General features: G+C 58.2%; 1 protein-coding gene. It reads right to left on the bottom strand.

What is annotated here, in order from left to right; genetic code table 11:
• On the bottom strand, window positions 1-624 hold a 624-nt coding region (locus J5224_RS33825; RefSeq protein ID WP_264629239.1), incomplete at both ends, for an ATP-binding cassette domain-containing protein.

Below are 624 nucleotides of genomic sequence, written 5' to 3'. Positions count from 1 at the left end.
TGAGGGCAGAAAGACGGTGCGCGCTGATAATCAGGGTGCGTTTCTCCGCCCAACGTTTCAGGTTTTGCAAAATGTTGTGCTCGGTGCGCCCATCAACCGCCGACAGCGCATCATCAAGGACCAAGATCTCCGCGTCCAGCAGCAGCGCGCGCGCAATGGCAATACGCTGTTTTTGTCCACCGGAAAGCATCACGCCGCGCTCACCCACTTGCGTTTCATAGCCTTGCGGTAAGCGCGTAATGTCGTCATGGACGCTGGCCAGACGTGCAGCATGTTGAATCTGCGCCAGCGTGGCACCGGGGTTGCCGAGTGCAATATTGTTCGCCACCGTGTCAGAGAATAAAAATGGCGTTTGCCCGACCACCGCAAAACGTTGGCGCTGGCTATCCAGATTCAGCGTCGCGAGTGGGAAACCATGAAAACGAATCTCGCCGTCATCAAGATCGTAATGGCGCAGGATCAAGGCCAACAGCGTACTTTTACCAGAACCGGTGGGGCCACACAGTCCCAGCATGTTGCCCGGCGCGAGCGTGAACGCCACCCGGTCGAGCACCGGACGCGACTGTTGCGGATAAGCAAAGGCGTGAATATCAACCTCCAGGCTACCGCGGCCCGGTGGCAGTA

This window comes from Candidatus Symbiopectobacterium sp. NZEC135 (assembly GCF_025962695.1).
Note: the sequence above shows the minus strand (reverse complement) of the source record. Positions and strands in the feature narration are given on the sequence as shown.